Below are 18840 nucleotides of genomic sequence, written 5' to 3' on the forward strand. Positions count from 1 at the left end.
TTACTCCTGACGCCTGTCGGGTGAGACATGCTTTTCCTGAGGCACCCTGCCTCGCTGCCCCGGAAGATTATCGGATGGTTCCAGGTCGGGCAAGAGGAAGGAAAGCACGGTTCCGCTGCCCGGCTTGCTGCGGCAGGTGACGGGAATCCCCTGCCGCCGGGCCAGCGCACCGACGATCGACAGCCCGATTCCTCGCGGCTCGCCGAGGCGTGCCGCGACCGGGCGATAGATCGCCTGCATCGCCGCTTCGCTGATCCCGGGGCCGTTGTCTTCGATGCGCAGCTCGACGTAGCGGCGCCCCTGATGCAGGACGTCGCCAGTCAGCGAAATCCTGATTCGCTGCCCGCTGGCCAGGGCTTCCGACGCGTTTTTCCAGACATTGAGCACGATCTGCTTGACACTGTCTCGATCACAGCCGATGTCCATGGCCTGCGTGGGCAATGCCGTTTGCACGGCGATGCCGCGCGCATCGAAAAGCGGCTGCCGGTAGAGCAGCAGCATTTCACGCAGCAGGTCGCCGACGTCGAAGACCGCGTCGCCGGCCGGCATCCGGGGCATGTCGCTCATGCGCCGTACGATGCCCGAGACGCGTTCGATCTCCTCCGTCAGGACCTCGAGTTCCCGGTGTACCTCAGCGCCTGGCGGCAGCTTGCCATCGAGGATCCGCAGGTAGCCTCTGATGATCGTCAGCGGGTTGCCTGCCTCATGGACCATCCGTCGTGTCTGCTGCAGGAGGCGCGCCGCGGTCTCCTCCGCTGCTTGCGCGCGCACCTGTTTGGCCCGTTGCCAGCTCTCGAGACTGCCGCCGGCGATCCGTCCAAAGTTCAGCAGGCAGGGCAGGCGCCGTGACAGCGCAGCATACTGGTCGCGGCCCACACCGGCGATCATCACCCCTGTCGTCATGCTGTGCGCAGTCATCGGGATGCACAACAGGCCGCTGCTGCACAGGGCGCGGGCAAACTGCATGTCGAGCAGCGAGGCCGGGGCCGGCGAGCGGTCCGCGTGCGAACAGCGGACCTGATTGCTGACTGCGGCGGCGGCAGCGAGGCTCCGGTGCGGCTCGCAGAGAAGGGTCGTCTGGCTGAAGAGCGCTGGCTGTCCGCTGACCTGCCGGCCGCTGAGCCTGCCGTCGACCGTATCGTGGAGCAGGAACGCGAGATGGCTGAGGTCGAAAAGGATGCGTGCCGCCTCACGCAGGGCAAGAAACACCTCGGCGTCCGTGTCGAGTGCCTGCAGATCGTCCTGCAGCGGTTGCAGAAGTGCTTTGTTGCCGATGAGGCTGGCGAGTTCGGTCTGTGCATCGGCAGATGCAGACTTCCTGCTGCCGAGCACCCGCGGCAGGCCACGGGGAGCGCCACGCTCGCGGCTGGCTGGCGCACGCATGCCGATCGCGTCGGCCACCATCGACATGCGTTGCGTTGCCTGGGCGCAGATGGCCGAGAGTTCGCCATTGCCGATGTGGTCGAACATCTGCCGCGCGATCTCTGTCACCGTCTCCGGGACTTCTTCACAGTCGCCCAGCGCATGTGCCAGCCAGATGACCTGGGCGAGCTGTGCGGCACCGACAATCCGCTCCGGCGGCTGGTGGTGGAACAGGATGCCGTCGGCGAAGGAAGAATCCAGATGCCATTGGTCAGCCAGCCAGGTGCCTATCTCGCCGTGGTCGGCGCCCAGCAGCTCGATTTCCATAGCCGACAGTGAGGACTCGCCGGGGCAGCCCGCGAGCACCTGCGCGTAGGGTTCACCAAGCGCCGAGAGCATGATGAGTTGGCCGACATCATGCAGCAGGCCGGCCAGGTAGGCCTCGTCGGCTCGCGGGTAACGGGTGGCGACCGCCAGCCCGCGCGAGATCTCGGCGACCAGCAGCGAGTGCGTCCAGAAGTCGGCGAGATCGACTTCCGGTCCGGCTCCCCGTTCTTCAAACAGGCTGCGGACCGACAGGCAGGTGGCAATCGAACGTACCAGACGCGTACCAAGGGCCATCAGGCAACTCTCGATACTCTGCAGCTCCTTGCCGCGGCGGACCGCCGACGAGTTGGCTGCCGTCAGAACGCGGGCGCACAGACCGGGATCCTGCTCGACCAGGCGGGCGAGCTCGGTCATCGTCGTGCCGTCATCATCGACCAGTTGCAGCAGCCGCAGCAGAATTTGCGGTGGCGAGGGTACTCGCCCCGATTGCACGGCTTGTCGGATGGACTCCGGCAGGCTATGCATCGAGCGTCGGGTGTCCGCTGCCGTCAGCAGCGATGTCGGCCAGGCAACAGGGCGGCATGCGCAGTGTTCCCGATGCACATTCCAGCGGACGGTGATTCGCGCGCACGGCGCTCGTTCCGGCTGCCTCGATGCCTTGGCGCAGCTCGCGCGAGATGAGCTCGAAGAGCGCGCGCAGCGGATCGCTCATGCCCTCGATCACCTGCTCCACCAGAAGAAGCGACGGAATGCGCATGCCCCGATGGTCGATCGGCTGGCCGATCTGCTGCAGACGGACGCCGAGACGCGCCAGGTTGCTCGCCAATTTGCGCTCGGTGAGGACCAGCAGGACGCTGACTCGGTATTGTCGTGCGAGGGCGATCAGACTCAGGTAGACCGCCAGCGCGAGATACGGTTGCCGCGGACGTTCGCTGGTCCCGAAATCTGCTTCGGAAATCGAGATCGGTCTGTCGTGCTCGCCCTGCCGGCGACGGTAGCTGCCGGTGACCGCCAGGCGCGATATCTCGGCGATCCGGCTGCGCCCGCCCGCGATGGCGGAGACGAGCGAACGGTCGATCGTCCCCGCGCAGACAAGCTCCAGAGGCAGTTGCCCCGCGGGCTCTTCCGGGTCGAGCAGTACCATTCGGGCGCAACCCACATCCAGTCCGCTTGCAACGGACTGGACGAGACAATGGACCGAGCGTGCATCGAACTCGTCGCGCTCGAGATCATCGGGACTGACCGGCTCGAAGCCCAGTTCGCGACAGTACACCTGATGCCGCAGGCGGTAGTTCCGCATCCGCAGATCGCTGGTCAGCGCCGGAACCACCGTGAAATAGCGGCGGTAGCCCTCGCTCACAGTCAGTTCCGTCAGGCTGGGAAGAAACATCTGCCTCTCTTGAATCACTCACCTGCCCGCGGGCAGTGGACCAGTCAGCATAGTACTACGAAGACGAAGTGCGGATCGCATCGCGGTTTTCCAGCCCGGCCGTCGTGACCGCTGGAGCGAGGTCGATGACAAGCGGGCGGCAGGTGCTCGGCCGCCATTCTGGCGGGCTGGCCGGCAGTCACTCGAGCTTCTTGAGATAGTCCTTGGTGAACACCTTGTCGGGCAGGTCTCTTGACTTCATCCCGGTGTAATCGAGGACCGACTGCTCGCCTCCACGCAAGGCATCCTCCATCACCAGCCGTGCTGGTCGCCTCTTGCCCTCCATGGTCCTGTAGTTCTCGTAGCGACAGGTCTTGAGCAGACGGTTGGACAGCGAATAGAACTCCGCCTTGCTTGGCGCGTAGTCCTTGGCTCGAACCCAGTACAGGACCTTCTGGTAGGTCACGCTGCGGTCGACGCCGGTCAGTTCCAGCACGTGGTGATCATCGCCGTCCACCTTCTCGCTGCGCAGCAGCCGTGGGTTGTAGTCGCCGGTGAAATTGGCGCGCGCCAAATCACCGTTGGCGACCTGGCCGGTCAAGCGTTGCGACAGCGCCAGCCGGATCGGCTGTGACACTTCGGGCATGAACACCCAGAGGTCTCGCCCTTTCATCAGCATGATCTGGCCGCGGTCGGAAGCGGGCTCGACGATCATCACCACGCTATTCGTATTGCCTTTGGCGAGTACCCGGTATTTGCGGATGTCGGCCTTCTGCTCCTTGTCCACGGTGGTGACCGTTACGTCCACCTGGAAGCCATCGGCCGGGAAGCGGACCTGGTCGGCCTTCTCGACAATCATCCGCGCTTCGCCATCGTCGGTCGCCGCCGGCGCAGCCGTCTCCGATGTCGACGCCGACACCGTGCCGATGAACAGTACGGCGGCAAGAAGCAAACCGGCGTTGTTGACAGCGCTGTGACGGATGGTCATGATTTCCATAGTCTAAACCCTGTGTGCTGACCGTCGATCCGGTTGGCGGGAAGCGCCACCGCATGAAGGTTGTCCGCATCGAACACGTATACAAGGATTATCTGCTCGGCGAGCAGAAAGTCCAAGCCCTGAAGGACATCACCCTGTCGTTCGATCCCGGTGTCTTCCTCGCCATTGCCGGACCGTCCGGCAGCGGCAAGACGACGCTGCTCAACCTGATCGGTTGCATCGACACGCCGACGAGCGGCAAGATCTACATCAACGATCAGGACGTCAGTGGCCGCACTCCGGATCAACTTGCCGATCTGCGCGCGCGAACGATCGGTTTCATCTTCCAGACGTTCAATCTCCTGCCGGTTCTGTCGGCGGCGGAGAACGTCGAATATCCGCTGCTGCAGCGCAAGGATCTGTCGCGCGAAGAGCGACAGCGGCGCGTCGCGCACTTCCTGGAGATCGTCGGTCTGTCCAGGTATGCCAGCCATCGACCCAACCAGTTGAGTGGCGGACAGCGCCAGCGCGTGGCCATTGCCAGGGCGCTGGCGATCCGCCCAGCGATCGTTCTCGCCGATGAACCGACGGCCAACCTCGATCACAAGACTGGCGAGGAGATCCTGCTGCTGATGAAGCGGATCAACCGCAAGCTGAAGACCACCTTCATCTTCTCGACTCATGACAAGAGAGTGATTGCCAAGGCCGACCGGCTGGTGCGCGTCGAGGACGGCGCGATTTCGCTGCTCGGGATGCGCAAGGATGCCAAGTGGTCTTTCGCGCGTCATCGTGTCGCAGACGAGGGCAGTGGCAGCAACGGCGACAGTCGGCCGACGCCGCTGTCGACTTCAGCCGGAGAAAGGGAAGATGAAGGTCAGACCTAGTTTGCGCATCATTGCCTGCGCCGTCCTGCTGGCGAGCCTGTCCGTGCCGGCAGCCAGTGCCGCGGATGCCTTGCCGAAGAGCCGCGCCGCGCTGTTTGCCGACGACGAGCCCGCTGCGACGCCGGCTGCAGAGGACAGTCGCGAAGCGCTCTTCGGCGACGATCTGCCCGCGCGGCAGCCGGTGGTCGAGCCACCGCGCAGCCGCGACTCGTTGTTTGCCGGCGACGACCTGCAGTCCTCGGCGGTGGCTGACGCCGGCACTGCCGCAATTGCGTCGCCGCCTGCGGTCAAGGGCTTTTTCCAGAACCGGATGGCCTATACTTGGCCGAGTCCCTCGCACTGGTCGGAAATGATGAACCATTTCGACCTCAGTGCACAGGGCCGCCTGAGCAGCAACGTCAAGTGGAAGCTCGGTGCGCGAGTCGACTATGATGCGGTTTACTCGCTGACCAGCTTCTACCCGCAGTCGGTGGAGAACGATCAACGCTTCAATTTCCTGCTGCGTGAGAACTATCTGGACATCAGTGCCGACAACTGGGACTTCCGCCTCGGTCGTCAGCAGATCGTCTGGGGTGAGATGGTCGGCCTGTTCTTCGGTGACGTCGTGTCCGCCAAGGATGTGCGTCACTTCGTGCTGCCTGAATTCGAGATTCTCCGCATTCCGCAGTGGGCGGCACGGGCGGAGTATTTCAAGGACGATTTCCACGCCGAGTTCCTCTGGATACCGCTTGCCAGTTACGACAACATCGGCAAGCCGGGTGCTCAGTTCTTTGCTTACACGCCGCCACCGCCGCCTGGTTTCCAGACCGTCTTTCTCAACGAGAGGTTTCCTTCGAGCAGCCTGTCCAACACCAACTATGGCTTGCGGCTGTCGGTCCTGCGTGACGGTTGGGATGTCGCCGCCTTTGCCTACAGCAGCATGAGCGCAGCGCCGACCTTCTACCGCCAGGTCATCGACAATCCGCAGCCGACGGTGGTGTATGAGGCGAGACACAAGCGCATCGACCAGTTTGGTACCACCCTGGCCAAGGACTTCGGATCGGTGGTACTGAAAGCCGAAGCCGTGTATACCCGCGGTCGCGGTTTCGAACTCAACAATTTCAGCAGCCTGGGCGATGCCGACGGCGTCGTCGAGCAGAATGTCCTGGGCTGGGTGGTCGGCCTCGACTACAACGAGATCGCCGACACGCGGATCAACGTGCAGTTGTTCCAGCAACACATCTTCGACCGTGACCCGGGAATCATTCCGGAGACCAACGAAAACGGCTATAGCCTGCTCGTCAACCACAAGTTTGGCGACAAGGTGGAGGCGCAGGCGCTGTGGATCTCGAGCCTCAATCGCAGCGACTGGATGCTGCGGCCGCGGGTCAGCTGGAACTTCGAGAAGAACTGGCGTGCCGCGGTCGGTGTCGATATCTTTCACGGGCCGCCGCTCGGCTATTTTGGCCGCTATGATGCCAACGACCGGGTCTACACCGAAGTACGCTACAGCTTCTGAGCGGCACCGTCAGTCTGGCTGATTGACCAGCACCGCGGCGCCGCGCAGGCGGCCGCTGCGCAGACGCTCGAGAGCCTCGTTCGCCGCCGCCAAGGGAAAGCACTCGACTTCCGTGCGCACGCCGGCGCGCGGCGCGATCGCCAGAAACTCCTCGCCATCGCGTCGCGTCAGGTTGGCGATAGACCGGACGCAGCGTTCGCCCCAGAGGATGTCGTAGGGGAACTCCGGGATGTTGCTCATGTGGATGCCGGCGCAGACCACGGTGCCACCCTTGCGCAGCCCGCGCAGCGCCTGTGGCACCAGTTCGCCGGCCGGCGCGAAGAGGATCGCCGCGTCCATGACCTGCGGTGGGGGTTCATCGGCACCACCAGCCCAGACCGCACCGAGCGATCGCGCGAACTGTTGTCCGGCAACATCCCCGGGCTTGGTGAAGGCGAACACCTTGCGTCCCTGCCAGCGGGCAACCTGAGCGATGATGTGCGCGGCGGCGCCGAAACCGTAGACGGCGAGGCGCCGGGCGTCGCCCGCCGCCACCAGCGAGCGGTAGCCGATCAGCCCGGCGCAGAGCAGTGGCGCCGCTTCGGCGTCGGCGTACTCGTCAGGCAGGGCAAAGCAGTAGCGCTGGTCGGCGAGCGTGAACTCGGCGTAGCCGCCGTCCAGCGTGTAACCGGTGAATTCGGCCGCGTCGCAGAGGTTCTCGTTGCCGCCCGTGCAGTATGGGCAGTGGCCGCAGGTGCGTCCAAGCCACGGTACGCCCACCCGCTGGCCAATCGCGAAGCGCTCGACGGCGGCGCCTTTCTGCACCACCACGCCGACGATTTCGTGACCCAGGATGAGGGGCAAGCGGGGGTGCCGCAGATCCCCGTCGAAGACATGCAGATCGGTCCGGCAGACGCCGCAGGCGCGCACCTCGAGGAGCACCTGTTCGGCTCCGGGGCTTGGTCGGGGCACTTCGCGCAGGCGTAACGGCGTGCCCTGGGCATCGAGAAGCATCGCTTTCATGGCTCCCTCCAGCGGCAGTGATCGGTCTCGCGGCGCCACTCTGGCGGCTGGCCATCGCTCGTCGCAAGGGCCGCATGCCGCTGCAGCGATTCTATTACCGGCGAGTGGCGGAGGGCAAATCGGCGACGTCACCGTTTCCCGAGCATCCGGTCGCGATCGGTGCTGGTCTTCATCTCCGTCCTCGGTATGTTCGCCATTCCCGAGCGGCGCGGGGGCTTTCCGGTCAGGCGGCGCCGTTCGCGATGTGCTCGATCATCAACTGGGGTGTCTCGATACCGCTGTACTCGTTGATCGCCAGCCGATAGGCGGCGCGGATGTGGCGGCCGGGCGCCTGCTCGAAGTTGAACTGGATCGCGTCGACGATCTGCGTGCCCTTGCGCAGGCGGAGCTTGAGATGCTTCTCCTTGAGGATGCGCTGGCTCTCGACGAGGAACTCGTCCTCGAACAACGGCGCCGGAAAGCCCTGTCCCCAGACCTCTGCCGCCAGCAGGCGGGCCGTCGCCAGCGAGAAATACGCCGATTCGAGGCCGCCATCGGTTTCCAGCGTCCGCGTGCGGTCAGCCGGCGCGAGCAACTCGTCGGCGACGCAGGCGAAGGACTCGCTGAAAAACGCGAAGTCGCTTTCGCGCAGGCTGACACCCGCGGCCATCGCGTGCCCGCCAAAACGCAGCAGCAGGCCGGGAGATCGCTTGCTCACGAGGTCGAGGGCGTCGCGCAGGTGCAGGCCCGGGATCGAGCGGCCCGAGCCCCTGATCTCGCCGTCGTTGGCGCGGGCAAAGGCGAAAGCCGGCCGGTGCAGCCTCTCCTTGATGCGGGCGGCGAGGATGCCGACGACGCCCTGATGCCACGTCGGGTCGAACAGGGAGACGGCTGCCGCATCGCCGGCCATCTCGGCACCCCACGCGGCGAGCTGCTCGGACGCCTGCGCCTGCATTGCGGACTCGATTTCGCGGCGCTCGCGATTGAGCGCGTCGAGCTGCTGGGCAATGTTCATCGCTCGCCCCGGATCATCGGTGATCAGGCATTCGATGCCGAGCGACATGTCGGCCAGGCGCCCGGCTGCGTTCAGGCGTGGGCCGATCAGGAAGCCGAGGTCGACGCTGGAAGCCTGTGCCGGGTTGCGCCCGGCGGCACGGAACAGCGCCCGCACGCCCGGCGTCAACCGGCCCTCACGGATGCGTCGCAGTCCCTGGCTGACCAGCACGCGGTTGTTGTGGTCGAGGCTGACGACGTCGGCAACCGTGCCCAGGGCAACCAGGTCGAGCAGCGCAGCCAGGTTCGGTTCGTTCCGTCCGCCGGGCTCGGCGAACCATCCGCGGCGGCGCAGCTCGGCGCGCAGCGCCAGCATGACGTAGAAGATCACGCCGACGCCGGCCAGTGCCTTGCTCGCGAAGTCGCAGCCGGCGAGACTCGGATTGACGATGCAATCGGCCGCCGGCAGCTCGTCTCCCGGCAGGTGGTGGTCGGTGATCAGCGTCGCCATGCCCAACTGGCGGGCGCGGGCGACGCCCGCGACGCTGGCAATGCCGTTATCGACGGTCAGCAACAGGTCTGGGCCGGCGCGCGCAGCCAGTTCGACGATGTCCGGCGACAGGCCGTAGCCGTAAGTGAAGCGGTTCGGTACCAGATACTCCACGCGCGCGCCAAAGGCGCGCAGCGCGCGGACGCCGACCGCGCAGGCGGTGGCGCCGTCACAGTCGTAGTCGGCGACGATCAGGATCTTCCGCTGCCGGGCGATGTGGTCGGCAAGCAGCAGCGCCGCTTCGGCAGTATGGGTCAGCCCGGCGGGTGGCAGGAGCGAGCGGAAATCGTAGTCCAGCTCGTCACTCGTACGGACGCCACGGCCAGCGTAGATGCGGGCCAGCAGCGGGTGCAGCCCCTGCTGCTCGAGCTGCCACTGGCTGCGCGAGCTGACCGCTCGTTGGCGCAGGCGCGTCATGGAGCGGTCGCTGCCAGGTCGCGGGCGATCGCTTGCAGCGTCTGCGGTCGCTGCCACAGTTTCCACTGCGCGCGTGCGTCGCTCGTCCACGACAGCAGGCCGTAGGCCGTCGGCGCCCGCAGGCACAGCCGGCGCACCCGGCCCCTGGCGAGTGCCTGCTGCAACGGCGCCAACCAGCGTCCCTCGAGTTCGAGCAGGGCGGCTCGATAGGCCTTTCCATCCTCGTACTGCACGCCCGACTGCAACCCGTCGACCACCACCAGATGCCGGCCGTCGCGGGTTGCCTGCGCGAGGAGGGCAGCGGCGCCATCGGGCAGCTCCCGGATGCGGCTGCCAGCGATGCGTCCGCAGCCGCGCGTCAGTGCGAGATCGCTCCAGACATCGCTGATCAGTGCGTCGCCGGTGGCCGGCAGGCGGCCGGCTCCCCACAGCCAGAGACTGTTGATCGTTGCCCGGCCGGCCGCATCGCGCCGCTGATTGACCGGATGCTGGTGCAAGACCATCTGCGCCTCGTTGAGCAGGCGGCGGAGCCAACGCGCCTCGGCCGTTTCCGGGAGTTGCCGGCTGACGCTGCGGCCAGCCACAGCCGACAGCGGCGGCACGTCGAAGTGTCCGGGTTCGCGGCCGGCGGCCAGCTCGAGGTACCAGCGGTCGCTGCTGGCGAGGTGGAATCTGCCGGCATCGGCGAAGTGCCGATCGAGCGCGTCGACGATGGCCCGTGCCTCGCTCGCCGCGATGTCCAGCGTCGCGGCATCGGCAAGGATCAACCGCTCCTGGTGCAGGCGCAGGTGGACCGGGTCGGCGCAGAGCCAGACGGCGCTGCCCGCTGCCGGGCCATGTTCCTCGCCGTGGACACGGCAGGCTGCGTAGGCGGTGTCGTCGCCGAGGCCGAACGCATCGCAGACCGTCGCCTCGAGCGATTGTGGCGCGCGGCGCTGCAGCTGGCTGCGCGCCAGCAGGGTGGCGAGGCCGGGCACTGCCAGTTCGGCCAGCGTTTCGCGGTCGTCCGGTTCGGGCCAGACGAGTTCGGGAACGACGAGGGTGATCTGCATGCGCCTGGGCTGAAGCTGCGGTCAACGAGACCGGGACGGGTTAGGGGGGTGGTCGCAACGGCGCTGGTGGCGCGGGCCGCACGTCCGCCGACCGCCGCGACTGTGGCGCGAACAGTGTAGCATAGCGGCTTTTCGGCTGTTCGGCGTCCGGAGGCGCCTGCCAGAGATGGACGTCGGTCGTTGATGGCGATTCCCTACGAGCTGCTGATTGGCCTGCGCTATACGCGCGCGAAAAAGCACAACCACTTCATTTCGTTCATTTCGTTGATCTCGATGTTCGGCATCGCCCTGGGCGTCGCCGCGCTGATCGTCGTCCTGTCGGTGATGAACGGCTTTCAGACAGAACTGCGTTCGCGCATCCTCGCCGTCGTCTCGCATGTGCAGATCACCGGTGCCGGCGGCGAGATGGCCGGCTGGCAGCGGGTGGTCGAGATGGTTGCCGGCGAGCCGCATGTCGTCGCCGCCGCGCCCTTCGTGCAGGGGCAGGGGATGCTCGCCTTCGGCGAGACCGTTCGCGGCGCGCTGGTGCGCGGCATCCTTCCCGAGCAGGAGGACCGGGTGGCCGATTTCGGTCCGCACATGAAGGGCGGTCGGCTCGATGCGCTGCAGCCGGACAGTTTCCACATCGTCCTCGGCTCTGAACTGGCGCGCGCGCTCGGCGTCTTCGTCGGCGATCGGGTGACGCTGATCGCGCCGCAGGGTGTGGTCACTCCTGCCGGCGTCATGCCGCGACTGCGCAGCTTTCTCGTCGCCGGCGTCTTCGAGGTCGGCATGTACGAGTACGACAGCGGCCTGGCGCTGGTTCACCTGGCCGACGCGCAGCGGCTGTACCGCCTGGAGGACAAGGTCTCGGGCGTGCGCCTGAAGCTCGACGACCTCTTCGTCGCGCCGCGCGTGGCGCGTTCGCTGGCCGGCAGGCTCGACGTCAACGCCTTCATCAGCGACTGGACACGCAGCCACGCCAACTTCTTCCGCGCCGTGCAGATCGAGAAGAACATGATGTTCATCATCCTGTCGCTGATCGTCGCCGTCGCTGCCTTCAACATCGTGTCGACGCTGGTGATGGCGGTGACCGACAAGCAGGCTGACATCGCCATCCTGCGCACGTTGGGGGCCAGCCCGGGCAGCATCATGGCGGTGTTCATCGTGCAGGGGGCGCTGATCGGCTTCGTCGGCCTCGGCATGGGGATCGCCGGTGGTGTCGCACTGGCACTCAACGTCGATGTCGTCGTTCCGTTCATCGAGCGCCTGCTCGGTACGCAGTTCCTCGCCAAGGAGGTGTACTACATCTCCAGCCTGCCGTCGGAACTGCAGTGGAGCGACGTGACGACGATCACCAGTGTCGCCTTCGTTCTCGCCCTGCTGGCGACGATCTATCCGAGTTGGCGGGCGGCGCGGGTCAACCCGGCGGCGGCGCTGCGCTATGAGTGAGATCGTTCTCGCCTGCAAGGGCCTGCGCAAGATCTTTCGCCAGGGGGACAGCGAGGTGCCGGTGCTGCTCGGCGTCGACCTCGAAGTGCGTGTCGGCGAGCGGCTGGCGATCGTCGGCGCTTCCGGCTCCGGCAAGAGCACGCTGCTGCACCTGCTCGGTGGCCTCGACGCGGCGACGGGTGGCGAGGTGTTCCTGATGGGCAGCGATCTGCAGGCGATCGCCGATGCCCGGCGCGGCGAGCTGCGCAACCGTCACCTCGGTTTCGTCTACCAGTTCCATCACCTGCTCGCGGAGTTCACCGCGCTCGAGAACGTCGCCATGCCGCTTTACATCCGGCGCCTGGCGAAGGACGAAGCCGAGGCGCGGGCGGCGGCGGTGCTCGACGAGGTGGGCCTCGGTCACCGTTTGCGCCACACGCCGGCGGAGCTCTCCGGTGGCGAGCGGCAGCGGGCCGCGATCGCCCGCGCCCTGGTCACCGAGCCGGCCTGCGTGCTGGCCGACGAGCCGACCGGCAACCTCGACCGGCAGACCGCAGCCAGCGTCTTCGAGCTGATGCTGGCGCTCAATCTTTCGCGCCGGACGAGCTTCGTCATCGTCACCCACGATCCGGCACTCGCCGGTCGCGCCGAACGGATCCTGACGCTGCGCGACGGCTGCCTGCATCCGGTTGCCGCCTAGACCACGCTCGTCGGCGGCTCAAGTTTTCGCTGCCGCTGCCGACGATATCGGCAGGAGAGCGCCAACCGAGAAGAAGAGGAGAAGAAGACGAAGATGAGATCCGTATTCGCCCCCGCCATCGTCCTGCTGAACCGACTGGGCTACCGCGGCAAGTTCGCCCTCATGGGGGGGCTCGCGCTGGTCGCCAGTGCCGTGCTGGTGTGGAACCTCTACCACAGCCTGCACCGCGTGATCGCCAGTTCGCGCCTCGAGCTGGCGGGGGTGCAGGTGATCAAGCCGTTGACTCGCGCCGTGCAGCATCTGCAGGTGCACCGCGGATTGTCTTCCGGCGTCCTCAGCGGCAATGAGGAGATGAAGGAGCGGCGGGCGGCGCGGCAGGGCGAGGTCAGCGCGGCGCTGAGAGCGGTCGGCGAAAGCCTTTCGCCAAAGCTGGCGGCCAGCGATCCCTGGCAGAAGATCCTCGCCGACTGGGCCAGCATCGAGAAGGATGGCCTCGATCTGATCCAGCGCGAGAACTTCCTCGCCCACAACCGGCTGATCGATGAGTTGCTCAGCCTGCACGCAACGGTTGCCGACGCATACGCGCTGACCAACGACCCGGACATCGACGTCGCCTACCTGATCGATACCGCGGTCGACCGATCGCCGCAGGCGATCGAGCGCATGGGTCAGCTGCGCGCGCTGGGCAGTGGTGTTCTGACCCGCAAGCAACCGCTGGTGCTGTTGCAACAGGTCGAGTTCACCGTCCTGCTGGCGGAACTCAACGTCGCCGTCAACGCCCTGCGGCGCAATGCCGAGAAGACAGCGCAGTACCACCCGGCGCTCACGTCGTCGCTGCTCGCTTCGGTTGGCGACATCGGCGATGCGGCGGCGAAGGTCACGGTGCTGGTCAACCAGGACATCCTCTCCGGCACTTTCGCGACCGCGCCCGGCGACTACTTCGCACTGACCACCGCCGCGCTCGAAAAGGCCTACAAGGAGATGTTCGAGACGCTGTTGCCGACACTCGAGCGTCTGCTGCAGGAACGCATCGACCGGGCCGAAGGCAAGCTCGCGCTGAGCATCGCGGTGTCGGTCCTCGTCCTGCTGCTCTACGCCTACGTCTCGGTCGCCCTCTACCTCGCGACCATCGGCAGCATCGAGCGCCTGGCGGCGAACGCGCGCACGATCGCCACCGGCGACCTCGGCGTGCGCGTCGACCTCGGCACGCGGGACGAGCTGAAGCGCGTCGGCGACAGCCTCAACGACATGCTGGCGGCGTTCCGTACCTTGCTGCAGAACGTCCACCGCGGGGCGCGGGAAGTCCTCGAGGCGACGCGGAAGCTGGCGGCGTCGGCGACGGAGATCAAGGGCGGCAGCGAGCGGCAGACTCAGGCCGCCGCGGCCATGGCGACCGCCATCGACGAAATGCGCGCGTGCATCGCGCACCTCTCGGCCGATTCCCGCGACGCCGACCGCATCGCCAGCCGGGCGGGGGAACTGTCGGCCGAAGGCGGTCGCGCAGTCGGCGACGTGGTGCGCGAGATCGAGCGCATTGCCGAAGTGGTCCAGCAGTCGGCGGCGATCGTTGGCGAACTCGGCGGCCGCTCCGAGCGCATCTCGGCGATCGTCGGCGTGATCAAGGAAATCGCCGACCAGACCAACCTGCTGGCGCTCAATGCGGCCATCGAGGCGGCGCGGGCCGGCGAGTCGGGACGCGGTTTCGCCGTCGTCGCCGACGAGGTGCGCAAACTCGCCGAGCGCACGGCTCGTTCGACCCACGAGATCTCGGAGATGATCGCCGCCATCCAGAGCGGCACGCAGGACGCCGTCGCCAGCATGAAGCTCGGTGTCAGCCGGGTTGCCGAAGGCGTCACGCTGGCGACGCGGGCCGGCGAATCGATCGCCGAGATCGGCGGCAATGCGGCGCAGGTGGTGAGCAAGGTGACCGGCATCTCGCGGGCCCTGCACGAGCAGAGCACCGCCAGCAGCGACATCGCGCGCAACGTCGACAGCGTTGCCCGCATGGCGCAAGCGAACAATGCGGCGGTGGCCGGGAATGCCGCGACGGCCGAGCAGCTGGCACAACTGTCGGCAAGCCTGGAGGGCGAGGTGAGTCGGTTCCGCCTCGGCTGAGCCACCGCTGGCCGCCGGTCTGCCTGCGACGCTGGCGATCGCGGCGCGGGAACTTCGGCAGGTGGCTGCAACAATCTGCTCTAATGCGCCATGCGCAGCAACATCCTCGCCTTTGCCCTCGGCGTCGGCCTTCTGCAACTGCAGGCGGCCTTGCCCGCCTGGCCACTGCTCACCGCCTTGCCGCTCGTGGTACTGCCACTGCTTTGGCCGGCCTGTCGGCGCAGCCGGTGGGGACGGGTTCCGGCACTGCTGGCGAGCGCGCTGCTTGGCTTCGCCTGGGCGGCGCTGCTCGCCGGGCAGCGCCTGGACGATCGGCTGCCGGCAGCCTGGGAGGGGCGCGACATCCAGGTGGTCGGCGTCGTTGCGGCGTTGCCGCATGGCTTCGAGCGTGGTGAGCGCTTCGCCTTCGATGTCGAGTCGGTGGAAACCCGCGCAGCGGTCGTGCCGCGACGGATCATGCTCTCCTGGTATCACGGCTGGCTCGAGGACGAGTGGCGCGATGGACTGAAGATTCGCCCCGGTGAGCGCTGGCGCTTCACCGTCCGCCTCAAGCGCCCGCACGGCAACGCCAATCCGCTGGCTTTCGACTACGAGGCCTGGCTGTTCGAGCGCGGCCTGCGTGCGACCGGCTACGTACGCCCGCAGGCCGCAGTGGAACGTCTCGACGATTTCGTCGTACAGCCCGCCTACGCCATCGAACGGCTGCGCGACCGCTTGCGCCGGTCCTTCGCCGAGGTGCTCGGCGACGCCGCCTACGCCGGTATCCTCATCGCGCTCGCCGTCGGCGACCAACAGGCGATTCCGGGTGAGCAGTGGCGGCTCTTCCGGCAGACCGGCGTGACGCACCTGATGTCGATCTCCGGTCTGCATGTCACCATGGTTGCGGCATTGTTCGGCGCACTGGTCGGCTGCCTGTGGCGACGCAGCGAGCGGCTGCTGCTCGCCGTGCCGGCGCAGAAGGCAGCGATCGCCGGCGGCTGGCTGGCGGCCTTCGCCTACGCGCTGCTTGCCGGCTTTGCCGTGCCGGCACAGCGGACCGTCTACATGCTGACGGTTGTCGCCCTGGCGCTGTGGTCGGGGCGCCACCTCGGCGCCAGCCGCAGCCTGCTGCTCGCCCTCCTGCTGGTGCTGCTGCTTGATCCGTGGGCCGTCCTGGCACCGGGCTTCTGGCTCTCCTTTGCCGCCGTCGCGCTGCTCTTCTTCGTCGGCACGGCGCGTCTGGGCAGCGGGCGCGGCTGGCGCGCGATGCTCGCCACCTGGGGGGCAACGCAGTGGGCCGTGACGATCGGCACGCTGCCGCTGTTGCTCCTCCTCTTCCAGCAGTTCTCGCTCGTGTCTCCGCTCGCCAACGCGCTCGCCATCCCGCTGGTCAGCTTCATCCTCACACCGCTGGCGCTGCTCTTCGTCGTCCTGCCCTGGCCGCCGCTGCTGCACGTCGCGCACGCATTGCTCGACTTCCTGATGTCGGGCCTCGACTGGCTGGCAGCGTGGCCCATGTGGGAGCAACCGGCGCCACCGCTGGCGGCGGCGTTGCTGGCCATGGTCGGGGTCATCTGGCTGTTGCTGCCACGCGGCTTCCCAGCCCGCTGGCTGGGACTCTGCCTGCTGCTGCCGGCAGTTTTCTGGCCGGCGGCACGGCCGGCGCACGGGGAGGCCTGGGTCGAGGTGCTCGATGTCGGTCAGGGCCTGGCAGTCGTCGTCCGTACCGCCGGGCACAGCCTGCTCTATGACACCGGCCCGCTGTTCAGTGCCGAATCCGACGCTGGTCAGCGCATCATCGTTCCCCATCTGCGGGCGCAGGGCGTGCGCCGACTCGACGTGCTGATCGTCACGCACCGTGACAAGGATCATTCGGGGGGCGTCGTCGCCGTCGAGGAAGCGCTCCCGATCGGCCGCCGGCTGTCTTCGGTACCCGAACTGCAGCCCGAGCCCTGCATCGATGGCCAGTCGTGGGAGTGGGATGGGGTGCGGTTCGCCATCCTCCATCCGGTCGTCGGCGACTACGAGCGCCAGGCCGCGCGGAGCAACAACATGAGTTGCGTGCTGCAGGTCAGCAGTGCCCACGGCAGCGTCCTGCTCACTGCCGACATCGAGGCACGCGACGAACAGGCGCTGCTCGCACGCGGCGCCGACCGCCTGCGCAGCGACGTTCTGCTGGTGCCGCACCACGGCAGTGGAACCTCATCGACGCCCTCGTTCCTCGCCGCCGTCGGCGCGCGCGAGGCGATCATTCCGGTCGGCTATCGCAACCGCTTCCAGCATCCCCGGGCCGACGTCGTCGACCGCTACGCCGCCAGCCGCCTGTGGCGGACCGATCGCGATGGCGCAGTGCGCGTCAGCCTGGTGGCGGCAGGGTTGTCGGTTTCCGCGTACCGCAATGAGTATCGGCGTTACTGGCATGGGCAGTGACTCCGCGGCCCAGGAGGTGCTCCGCGATGAGGGTCTCCCTGGTTGGCTGTGGCGACCGGGTGGTCGAGCGCCACAGCGGGACCCGGCGGGCGCTCCATTGCGGGGCTCGACGGGATCGATCGCTACGGCCTGAGCAAGCGCGACGGAGTCTGGACTCGCAGGCGCCTTCGTTGTGCCGCTAGCGTCGCAGGTAGGAGAGGGCTTTCGGTAATGCGACGTTGTTGCCGAAGGCGTCCTCACCATAACCGCAGCGTGCAAGGACGTCGAGGTCGGCGAGGACGCGCTTGTCGCCGATGAAGGTCACCGTCAGGTCGGTACGGATTTCGAGTTGGCCCATCGCCTGCAAGTGGGCGATCTCGGCCACACTGTTCTCGAGGACGCTGCCCTGTCGGTGGCCGAGTTGCTCGGAGAACTCGAGCGGCTGGCGGTAGAGCATGATCCTGCCCTCGTCGGCCAGGCGATGCACGATCGTCCGGACGGAGGCGCTCACCGTCTGCGGCGCGCAGGAGTCGGCGCAGTCGGGGTGGACGCGGGCGATCTCCGCTGCCAGCCAGCGGCGCTTGCTGGCGTTGATCGTCTCGTTGGCGCGGAACAGCTCGAAAGGGGAGGCGGCATCGAAAAGACGATCGTCCAGCTGCATCTGCACCGAACTGCCGTAGTAGGCGACGATGCGCGCCACCAGGTTGGATGGCCGGACGTGGAAGCCGCGGTAGCTGGGCACCGGTACGGCGAGTCGTGCCGGTTCGGCGTAACGACCGAGGATTCCTTGGCAGAGGCGCTGGCCGCTGGCCAGGAACTCGCTGGAGAAGGCCATGGCGTAGCCGAACAGGGTGGCCATGGTGGCGTCGGTATCGACCACAGGCCGCTCGCGCAGAATGGCATCGGCAGTGCGCGGGCTGGTGTGCCGTTCGTAGTAGTGCGCGAGATCGGTGGCGATCTCGAGCAGGTGGTAGATGACGCTGGCGTGACCGCGCAGGATCGGCAGGTCGCCGTCGGCGCTTTCGCTCGAGGTGCCGGCAACGTGCGTGTCGTAAAGTGATTGCAGGTTGTGGAAACGGAAGGTGAGCTGGCGCAGGCGTTCCTCGCTGACCGGGTCGGGGAAGCAGGCGGCATAGTCAGCGGGAGCGACCTGTGCTGCCGCGCGCAGCGGCTCGCCATCGACTGCGAGATTGAGGAATTCCGTCGCCAGGCGGGGAACGGTGGTGGCGGTGTCGCAGCCGATGCGGTCGCCGCGGTCACGGGCGAGGCGGCCCGTCGGCTGGACGTCTTCATTCTCGACCACTGCCGCTGCGATCGGGGGCGGCTCGACGCCGACCCTCTGCGCTTCGTCGATCAGGGCGGTGGCGACCGCGCCGACGACCTCGGTCAGTTGCTCGACGCGCTCACCGGTCGCTGCCGGAAAATCCGCGACGACCGGCAGAAGCCGGTAGCTCGGCAGGCGGCGCTGGATATAGGTCAAGACCTCGCCGATGCCGGCGAAGTTCTTCAGCGCCGCCACCAAGGCGCGGAATCTGCTCCAGTGATGATTCTGGCTGGCGCCGTACTCGTCCAGCAGCGTCTCCATCTGTCCGGCCTCGAGCAGCAGGCGGCCGACCAGCGGTCGCGTCAGACGGGCTTCGCCTGCGGGCATGGCGGTCAGGTGGCCGCAAAGCTCGAGCAGAATCCCGCCGCGCCGGCGGACCAGCTCGCAGAACTCGTTGTCGCCGATCAGGGCCTCGTCTGGCCGATCGCCTGTGGCAACCGTTCGCAGTGAGTCGTCCAAGTCGCTTCTCCCTCGTCCGGCGTCCGTTGCCGGGT

13 protein-coding genes are annotated in these 18840 nt (G+C 67.1%); 6 read left to right on the forward strand and 7 right to left on the reverse strand.

Annotated elements, in window-relative coordinates; all coding sequences use genetic code 11:
* From V5B60_RS06465 to V5B60_RS06475, 3 genes are all read right to left on the reverse strand, one after another.
* Entirely contained in the window at positions 1 to 2214 is a 2214-nt protein-coding gene (locus tag V5B60_RS06465) for an HDOD domain-containing protein (protein ID WP_332346226.1), read from the reverse strand.
* The gene (locus V5B60_RS06470) at positions 2207 to 3079 is read right to left on the reverse strand and encodes a PEP-CTERM/exosortase system-associated acyltransferase (protein ID WP_332346227.1); all 873 of its coding nucleotides are present in this window, start codon (positions 3077 to 3079) and stop codon (positions 2207 to 2209) included. Before V5B60_RS06470 ends, V5B60_RS06465 begins: the two co-directional genes overlap by 8 nt.
* Positions 3080 to 3257: 178 nt before the next feature.
* Positions 3258 to 4046, reverse strand: a complete 789-nt coding sequence (locus V5B60_RS06475) for an outer membrane lipoprotein-sorting protein (RefSeq protein ID WP_434735307.1) — start codon at positions 4044 to 4046, stop codon at positions 3258 to 3260.
* A 62-nt stretch (positions 4047 to 4108) separates the two neighbouring features.
* Between V5B60_RS06475 and V5B60_RS06480 the strand changes: the two genes are divergently transcribed.
* Both V5B60_RS06480 and V5B60_RS06485 read left to right on the forward strand, forming a co-directional pair.
* Positions 4109 to 4918 (forward strand): ABC transporter ATP-binding protein, encoded by an 810-nt coding sequence (locus V5B60_RS06480; protein WP_332346229.1) that lies wholly within the window; start codon positions 4109 to 4111, stop codon positions 4916 to 4918.
* On the forward strand, positions 4902 to 6416 hold the full coding sequence (locus V5B60_RS06485; RefSeq protein ID WP_332346230.1) for a DUF1302 family protein: 1515 nt from the start codon (positions 4902 to 4904) through the stop codon (positions 6414 to 6416). The genes V5B60_RS06480 and V5B60_RS06485 overlap by 17 nt, the downstream gene beginning before the upstream one ends.
* Before the next feature lie 9 nt (positions 6417 to 6425).
* Here V5B60_RS06485 and V5B60_RS06490 read toward each other — a convergent pair whose 3' ends face one another.
* The 3 genes from V5B60_RS06490 to V5B60_RS06500 form a co-directional block, all read right to left on the reverse strand.
* The gene (locus V5B60_RS06490) at positions 6426 to 7418 is read right to left on the reverse strand and encodes a zinc-dependent alcohol dehydrogenase family protein (RefSeq protein ID WP_332346231.1); all 993 of its coding nucleotides are present in this window, start codon (positions 7416 to 7418) and stop codon (positions 6426 to 6428) included.
* A gap of 223 nt (positions 7419 to 7641) precedes the next feature.
* Positions 7642 to 9357, reverse strand: a complete 1716-nt coding sequence (gene recJ / locus V5B60_RS06495; RefSeq protein ID WP_332346232.1) for a single-stranded-DNA-specific exonuclease RecJ — start codon at positions 9355 to 9357, stop codon at positions 7642 to 7644.
* Positions 9354 to 10409: a hypothetical protein gene (locus tag V5B60_RS06500; RefSeq protein WP_332346234.1), complete on the reverse strand. Its 1056-nt coding sequence runs from the start codon at positions 10407 to 10409 to the stop codon at positions 9354 to 9356. Before V5B60_RS06500 ends, recJ begins: the two co-directional genes overlap by 4 nt.
* Before the next feature lie 183 nt (positions 10410 to 10592).
* Here V5B60_RS06500 and V5B60_RS06505 point away from each other — a divergent pair, with 183 nt between their 5' ends.
* The 4 genes from V5B60_RS06505 to V5B60_RS06520 all read left to right on the forward strand — a co-directional run bounded on the left by V5B60_RS06505 (position 10593) and on the right by V5B60_RS06520 (position 17043).
* Positions 10593 to 11840 carry a lipoprotein-releasing ABC transporter permease subunit gene (locus V5B60_RS06505; RefSeq protein ID WP_332346235.1) on the forward strand — a complete coding sequence of 416 codons (1248 nt, stop codon included), beginning with the start codon at positions 10593 to 10595 and terminating at the stop codon, positions 11838 to 11840.
* The gene (gene lolD / locus V5B60_RS06510) at positions 11833 to 12519 is read left to right on the forward strand and encodes a lipoprotein-releasing ABC transporter ATP-binding protein LolD (protein ID WP_332346236.1); all 687 of its coding nucleotides are present in this window, start codon (positions 11833 to 11835) and stop codon (positions 12517 to 12519) included. The genes V5B60_RS06505 and lolD overlap by 8 nt, the downstream gene beginning before the upstream one ends.
* A gap of 93 nt (positions 12520 to 12612) precedes the next feature.
* Positions 12613 to 14634 carry a methyl-accepting chemotaxis protein gene (locus V5B60_RS06515; protein WP_332346237.1) on the forward strand — a complete coding sequence of 674 codons (2022 nt, stop codon included), beginning with the start codon at positions 12613 to 12615 and terminating at the stop codon, positions 14632 to 14634.
* 90 nt (positions 14635 to 14724) lie between these two features.
* Complete coding sequence (locus tag V5B60_RS06520; RefSeq protein ID WP_332346239.1) at positions 14725 to 17043, forward strand: DNA internalization-related competence protein ComEC/Rec2; 2319 nt, start codon at positions 14725 to 14727, stop codon at positions 17041 to 17043.
* Positions 17044 to 17221: 178 nt separating this feature from the next.
* Here the strand turns inward: V5B60_RS06520 and V5B60_RS06525 are convergent, their stop codons facing one another.
* Positions 17222 to 18805 (reverse strand): hypothetical protein, encoded by a 1584-nt coding sequence (locus tag V5B60_RS06525; protein ID WP_332346240.1) that lies wholly within the window; start codon positions 18803 to 18805, stop codon positions 17222 to 17224.
* Positions 18806 to 18840 lie beyond the last annotated feature (35 nt).

This window comes from Accumulibacter sp. (genome assembly GCF_036625195.1).
Lineage (GTDB): Bacteria > Pseudomonadota > Gammaproteobacteria > Burkholderiales > Rhodocyclaceae > Accumulibacter.